The sequence below is a fragment of the Streptomyces aurantiogriseus genome, from assembly GCF_014649375.1.
In the GTDB taxonomy this organism is placed as follows: Bacteria; Actinomycetota; Actinomycetes; order Streptomycetales; family Streptomycetaceae; genus Streptomyces; species Streptomyces aurantiogriseus.
This window is the reverse complement of record NZ_BMSX01000059.1, coordinates 1-7,150: the sequence shown is the minus strand read 5'-3', so window position 1 is coordinate 7,150 and position 7,150 is coordinate 1. Positions and strand designations below refer to the sequence as shown.

General features: G+C 68.9%; 4 protein-coding genes and 3 pseudogenes. 5 read left to right on the top strand and 2 right to left on the bottom strand.

The features are described 5' to 3' along the window. A partial coding sequence (locus IE263_RS47905) for an NADP-dependent oxidoreductase (protein ID WP_189944440.1) occupies positions 1-863 on the bottom strand: 863 nt, incomplete at its 3' end. A gap of 144 nt (positions 864-1,007) precedes the next feature. Between IE263_RS47905 and IE263_RS47900 the strand changes: the two genes are divergently transcribed. The 5 genes and pseudogenes from IE263_RS47900 to IE263_RS47885 all read left to right on the top strand — a co-directional run. Beyond that, the gene (locus IE263_RS47900) at positions 1,008-1,706 is read left to right on the top strand and encodes a TetR/AcrR family transcriptional regulator (protein WP_189944439.1); all 699 of its coding nucleotides are present in this window, start codon (positions 1,008-1,010) and stop codon (positions 1,704-1,706) included. 300 nt (positions 1,707-2,006) lie between these two features. Then, positions 2,007-2,159, top strand: a pseudogene (locus IE263_RS50305) (IS3-like element ISRhosp1 family transposase); the annotation flags it as partial. A 194-nt stretch (positions 2,160-2,353) separates the two neighbouring features. Next, positions 2,354-3,238 carry a hypothetical protein gene (locus tag IE263_RS47895; protein WP_229911589.1) on the top strand — a complete coding sequence of 295 codons (885 nt, stop codon included), beginning with the start codon at positions 2,354-2,356 and terminating at the stop codon, positions 3,236-3,238. A 125-nt stretch (positions 3,239-3,363) separates the two neighbouring features. Continuing rightward, positions 3,364-4,191 (top strand): annotated as a pseudogene (locus IE263_RS47890) (HARBI1 family protein). A gap of 190 nt (positions 4,192-4,381) precedes the next feature. Beyond that, positions 4,382-5,084: pseudogene (locus tag IE263_RS47885) on the top strand (transposase family protein); the annotation flags it as partial. Positions 5,085-5,536: 452 nt separating this feature from the next. Here the strand turns inward: IE263_RS47885 and IE263_RS47875 are convergent. Next, a complete protein-coding gene (locus tag IE263_RS47875) occupies positions 5,537-6,889 on the bottom strand; it encodes a serine hydrolase domain-containing protein (RefSeq protein WP_229911588.1) in 1,353 nt (450 codons plus the stop codon). Positions 6,890-7,150 lie beyond the last annotated feature (261 nt).

Genomic DNA, 7,150 nt, shown 5'->3' with positions numbered 1-7,150 from the left:
TCGGAGTTCACCGACACCTTGAGGGCGCCGGAGGCGACCTGCCCGGCGAGGGTGGACAGAGTGTCGGCGGTCGGGTTGGACCGGAGCACGGCGGTCTGCAGCTTGCGGTCCTCCGAGGCCTCGGGGACTGGGGCGAGGGTGAGGGCGGAGGCGACGGCGCCGCCGTCGCGGGTGAGCGCGGTGAGCTCGGCCAGGTCGCCGGCGAGGTGCAGCACCGCGTCCACGCCGTCAGGGGCGATCGCCCGGACCTGCGCGGTCATGTCCTGGGTGTAGTCGATGACGGTCACCTCGGCGTCGGTCAGCGCTGAGACGAAGCCGCTCTCGGAACCCGGCTTGGCCGTGGCGATCACCCTCGCGCCCCGGGCCGCGGCCAGCTGCACGGCGATGGCACCCACGCCGCCGGTGGCACCGGAGATCAGCACCGTGCTGCCCTCCAGTGGGCCGAGCAGGGCGAGACCGTCGAAGGCGGCGGTGCCCGCCAGCCCGAGCGCGCCGGCGTCACGCACGGAGACCCCGTCGGGTCGGTGGGTGATGCCGATGGCAGCGGGAACCGCGACGTACTGCGCCATCGAACCGGCACCCAGGTACGCCTTGGCGTCCACGCCGAACACGGCGTCGCCGACCGCGAAACCCTCGACACCCTCACCGACCGCCTCGACGGTGCCGGCGAAGTCCTTGCCGAGGATCAGCGGGAAACGGTGCTCCATCATGCCCTGCAGGTATCCGGCCACCGTGCCCAGGTCGAACCCGTTCACCGAGGACGCGGCCACCTTCACCAGCACCTCACCGGCCTCCGGGCGGGGCACCTCCACCTCGGTCACCTCGGGGCTGCCGGGTACCTGCGCCAATGTCACAGCGCGCACTGATCATCAACTCCTTGACATGGGTATCGCCCGATTCGGAAAGGGCTATCTGATTCGCGATCCGGAAGGGTCTGTCCGGTTCCGCCGGCACCCACGATAGCAGTGAAAGTGGACTGGGCATTCCGATTCGGTAGACTGAGTGTCATGAACCTTGGCGCCCAATCCAGTGATGACCCTGCCGCACAGCCTCTCCGCAGCGACGCCGAGCGCAACCGCGCGCGGATCGTCGCCGCCGCGCGCACGGTGTTCAGGCGTGACGGCCTGAATGCCTCCATGGCTTCCGTGGCCCGCGAGGCGGGGGTGGGCATCGCCACTCTGTTCCGCCGGTTCCCGACAAAGGAGGAACTGGTCGCCGCGGTCTTCGCCGACCGTATGGACGCCTACGTCGACGCGGTCGGCGTCGCCCTCGACGACCCCGATCCCTGGCGAGGTCTCGCGGGGTTCATCGAAACCGCCTGCGCGATGCAGGCCGCCGATTACGGCTTCGCCGACGTGCTGACCATGACCTTCCCCACGGCCAAGGCTCTGGAGCAGCGCCGAGACCAGGCGTACGAGGGCGTTGTCCAGCTCATCGGCCGCGCCAAGGCCGCAGGACGTCTGCGTGAGGACTTCAGCCCCGAGGACCTGGTGCTGGTGCACATGGTCACTGCCGGCGTCGTCAACGCCACCGGCGACTCCGCTCCCGACGCCTGGAAACGCGTCGTCGCCCTGATGCTCCAGTCCTTCGAGGCTCCCGCCCGCGGTCCCCTGCCCGACTCGCCCGAGCCCCGCGCCCTCTATAAAGCCATGCTCCGTGCCGGTCAGGCGTGCTCTACCTCGCCGGAACCCGGGAGGAAGGACTGATAGGTCACGTGCGCCCGGATGCGCATCAGCGGCTCGGCCCGGTGGCCGGCACCGTCGGTCCGAGGCGCCCAGGCCGACAGCCAACGCATCTATCAAGCTCACGGGATGACTGGCAGCGCAGGTACGACTGATCTTCCGGGAGGGTGATGACGCCGCCCGCCGGCCTCGCGCTGCTCGGTTACCGCTTGAGCTGAGCCAGCAGCTGTCTTGCTCTGATGTCAGGGCCTCTCGCTGGGGTACCGCAGCATCGCCTGCTCGGGAGCACGGGCCGTGACGATACGGACTGGATCGGCGAAACGCATGTACGCGGCGGTGGCCGCGGAGCTCGGGATCACCGGGGAGACGCTGCGCACGTGGGTCCGCAAGGACAACACCGGTCAGCAGGCGCCGGTCACGCGAAATGGCAGCGGGCCAGAGAGCCCAACCGAAGAGCTGGCCCAGCTGCGGGACGAGAACGCCCGGATGCTCAGGGGCGAGAAGGAGTCATCACAGTGCGGGGCAGAGTCAGCCGCTGCGGGCACGGACCGTGCGCTGAGTGCCCTGGCGTTTCTCTTCCACTTCCGTACAGGTCATTCGTACATGCGTGGGTGCCTCTTTGTCGGGCGTGGTGCGCGTACGGGGCGCACCCGTGGGGGGGAGTTCTGGAGGTGCGCCTTTGGGGCTACGACAGCGGCTGCCGACGGCAGGTCCGCGGGAAGGAGGGCATCCTCTTCAAGTTGGCGACGACCGCGGTCGACAAGCCCGACGAGGTTGGGCGCCGGGCCCTGTTCCCGGTGGTCGGGGAGAAGACGCTGCGCGAGCTGGTGGCTGAGGCGAAGGCGAACGAGAAGGTCTTCAAGGCCAAGGTCCGCACCACCCTGCGCTCCTCGTACAGCTCGTACTACCGGCAGATGCTGCCTCCGCTGCCGAACACGCTGGGCTTCAGGTGCAACAACACCGCCTACCGGCCGGTGATGGACGCGATGAAGCTACTGAAGAAATACGCCGATGTCGACGGCAGGACCCGCTTCTACGACGCCGGCGACGCAGTGCCCATGGACGGCGTGGTGCGCAAGGACTGGCGCGAGGCGGTCGTTGACGACAAGGGCAAGCTCGAGCGCATCCCCTATGAGCTGTGCGTTCTGGTCGCGCTGCGGGACGCCGTACGGCGCCGCGAGATCCACGTCGAGGGCGCCGCGCGCTGGCGTAACCCGGAGGACGACCTGCCCGGCGACCTCGAGGCCACCCGTGCCGTGCACCACGCCGCGATCCGGCAGCCGCTGAACCCGAGGGCGTTCATCGCGGGCCTGGACCAGCTGTCCCGCGCGCTCGCGGACGGCTCGGCAGGCGGGGTGAAGGTCACCACCCGCAAGGGCGAGCCGTGGATCACGGTTCCGAAGCTGGAGCCGCTGGCCGAGCCCACCGGCCTGGCGGCCCTCAAAGAGGAGGTCGCACGCCGCTGGGGCGTCCTCGACCTCCTGGACGGGCTGAAGAACGCCGACTTTCTGACCGGCTTCACTGAGGAGTTCTCCTCAGTGAGTCTTTCCCGGTAAACACCCGTCGCTCTCTGTGATCGCGATGCTTGCGCTGCGGCCTACGCGAGCCCCAAGTCCGGGCAGGCGTAAGGCCCCTGGCAGGAACGATCTTGCGAAGGAAAGATCCGACCGAGGGGCCTCACGTGCCGACCAGTGTCACATACACCGCCGTGCTCGATGTGAAGCGGTCCACCGCCGAGCACCTGGCCGGCCTCCTGCGCGAGCATCGGATCGTGGCCAGGACCCGCAAAGGCAGGCGTGCGCTGGGCTGCTTCAAGCAGGCGGTGCTCGTGCTGCGCTGGTTCCTCGACGGCACCCGGCTGGCCCAACTCGCCCGTGACAACGGCCCGTCGGTCTCCACCGCCTACCGCTACTTCCACGAAGGGCTGACCGTCCTGGCCGCCGGCGCACCGGACCTGTCCACCGCACTGGAGCGTGCGAAGGCAGCCGGGCTGACGCATCTGAACCTCGACGGCACCGTCATCCGCACCGACCGCGTTGCCGCCCCCGGCCCCAACGGCGCAGACCTCTGGTGGTCCGGAAAACACAAGCACCACGGCGGGAACGTATAGCTCATCGCCACCCCGGACGGCTGGCCGATCTGGGTCTCACCAGTACGGCCCGGCCGGGAGCACGACACCACCTGCGCCCGCCACCACGGCCTGATCGACGCCCTCAACCGGATCGCCGCCGAACTGGACATGCCGACCCTGGTCGACCTCGGCTACGAGAACGCCGGCGACGGCTTCCGCCACCCGCACAAGAAGCCCGCCGGAGGCGAACTGACCGAAGCCCAGCAGACCTACAACAAGGTCATCCGCGGCATCCACGGCGTCTGCGAGCGCGCCAACTCCCTGCTCAAGACCACCTTCAAGGCTCTGCGCCGGGTCAGCCTCGACCCCAGCCGCATCACGAAGATCGCCGCCGCAGCCCTCGTCCTACTCCAACTCGAGTACGACCGCACCATTTGAACGATCGCACAACGTCATGATCCGTTACTGGGAAAGACTCAGTGCGCCGACGGTCCCCTCTTCAGCGAGCCATTTTCATCGTGACGGTGCAGGTCACGGGCAGTGCGGGGAGGCCGGTGTCCAGGTAGGACGAGGCTCCCGGTAAGACAGCAATCGACCAAGATCAGATGCCCCAACCGGGAGCCTCGCTGTGCTGTCTTACCCCGCCGCGATTCCGTTGTCCACCCGCAGCCTGAACCACCTCGCCATCCTCATCCGCACCCACCGCCAGCAGCGGCGATCCCGATGGCGGCGTCTGGACCCCGGCCGGCAAGCCCTGCTCGCCCTGGCCCACCTACGCAACGGCGACACCCTGACCCGCCTGGCCGCCGGATTCCAGATCGGTGTCACCACCACCTGGCGCTACGTCCGCGAGGCCATCGACCTGCTCGCCGCCACCGCCGACGACCTGACCACGGCGATGACCAGAATCCGCCTGCTCGCGTACGCGATCCTCGACGGCACCCTGATCCCGATCGACCGGGTCGCCGACCAGAAGCCCTACTACTCCGGCAAACACCGCCGGCACGGCGTGAACGTCCAGGTCATCGCCGATCCGGTAGGCCGGCTGATCTGGGCGTCGGCTGCCCTGCCCGGCTCCGTCCACGACCTGACCGCCGCCCGCACCCACGCCATCATCGACGCGTTGACCACCAAAGGTGATGACCTTCGCCGACAAGGCCTACCAGGGCGCCCGCGGCAGCATCCGGACCCCGTTCAAACGCCACCGCTACCGGCCGAAACTCACCGCCTGGCAGAAGAAGGTCAACCGCGCTCACGCCCGGATCCGGGCCATCGGCGAACGGGCCAACGCCACCCTCAAGACCTGGAAGATCCTGACCCGGCTGCGCTGCAGGCTCGACGGCAATGTACGAGATGCGGCCCCGCTACCTCATGCGGAACACTGCCTCAACGCGCAGCAGCCGACCGCGTTCCAACAGGTGTGGAACCCGGCTGACCCACCGCCGGCCATCACGGTCCACGTCGTCGCCGGGTTGGCCCCTGGGTTCCTGGTTGAGATTGACGCCGTCGCGGTCGTGTGACGCCCGCCGGGATTGTGCCCGGCGGCTTCGGGCGTACTGGGCCATTACCGGACGGCGGCAGGTGACGACTGTTCACTCCTGGGTCAACGACGCCCGCGGCAACTACGAGGGCGCTCCAGCGGCCGGCTCTACCTGCCGTCCGGCCAGGAAGCCTTCTACTGGACGCAGCACCGTTGCCATCCACGCGGGCGCCCGGACCCCGGCGACGACCCGAAGGACGTCGACGCCTTCCGAAGTGTCGGTCGCAAGCCGTGACGCCTGCCCTACCGCGGAGTGTCGACCGCCGCGGCCAATCGCTGGAACTCGTCGTAGACGCCGTTGGACCAGAAGTCGACGGTCTGCGTCATGGCGATCGCGGTCAGGTCGCGGTGTGGGTCGTTGAACCAGCTGGTGCCGTAGCCACCCTCCCAGCCGTAGCGGCCCGGCTGCGAGACCTCGTCGGGTGTGACGCTGACGGCCATGCCGTACCCCCAGCCGCGACCGGTGAGCGGGAAGGGGCCGGCATCGGCGAGCTGTTGCGGCGTCAGGTGGTTCGTGGTCAGCAGCCGGATCGACTCGGCGGAAAGCAGGCGCCGGCCATGGTGGACGCCCTGGTTGAGTAGGAACCGGCTGAATGCCAGATAGTCGTCTATGGTTGAGGCCAGCCCTCCGGCACCGGAGGGAAACGCGGGCGGCCGGGTCCACTCCTCCGGCCGCGAGGAGGGCTGGAGCTCCAACTGTCCCGTCTGCGGGTTTGTCATGTACAAGCCGGGCAACCGCGAGGCGTCGGCGCGTGACAGGGAGAATCCTGTGTGGTTCATGCCCAGCGGCCGGAAGACACGCTTGCGGAGAAGCCTCTCCAGCGGTTCCCGCGCGGCCCGGGCGATCAGCACGCCGAGCACGAGGGAGCCGGTGTTGTACTGCCACCGCTGGCCGGGCTGGTACATCAGGGGCAGGGTGCCGTACCGCCGGATCCACTCGTCCGGGTCGTGCGGCGTGCCTGGGTCTGGCCGACCCATCACCAGCTGCAGCTCGTCGGCCGCGGTGATGATCGGGTACGGCGGCTGGAAGCTGGGTCCGAAGATCATGCCGTGGCCCATGCGGAAGGTCAGCAGATCTTCGACCGTGATCGGGCGCGCCGCCGGCACAGTTTGGTCGAGCGGTCCGTCGATCCGGGTGAGCACCCGCCGGTTGGCCAGCTCGGGCAGCAGCCGGTCGACCGGCTCGTCCAGTGCCAGCCGGCCCTCCTCTACCAGCATCATCGTGGCTGCCGCGATGATCGGCTTGGTCATCGAGGCCATCCGGAACGGCGTGCTCCGTCGCATCGGATCGTGGCCATCCAGCGTCAAGGTGCCGATCGTGTTGACGTGCAGCAGGCCGCGGTGGGCGACGAGGTAGACGATGCCGGGCAGCTCGCGCCGCGCGACGCGGGCCGCCATCGCCTCGTGCAGCCGCGCGAGTCCAGCCCGCCACGACCCGCTGGTGCCGGCCGACGCCGACGCCACCGGACCGCCCGGCACCACACCAGCGGTCAACGCGGACGCGCCGATCGCCGCCGCACCCGCCAACACTGTTCGTCTATCCATGTCACGGTTCCTTCCATCTCGTACCGAAAGCGGATGTTCCGCTTCGCGCATGCTGGGTAAGACGCTTGTCGCCGGCCGAACCCATCGGTGGCCGTCACCTTCGCGGCCCGCCCAGAAGCCGCACTGATGGTCGACCGCGAACGGGATGCATCGCGTAGTTGCGCAGTGAGGCGGCGGCGATACCGATGCTGCCGCAGGTGCCTCATCCGCCGCGGCGGGGATTGCCGCGGCGGATGAGGATGGAGCGGATCAGGATTCAACGGGGGAGAGCTGGGAGGCGTCAGACGGTGAAGACGCGCTCGGCTTCGTCGC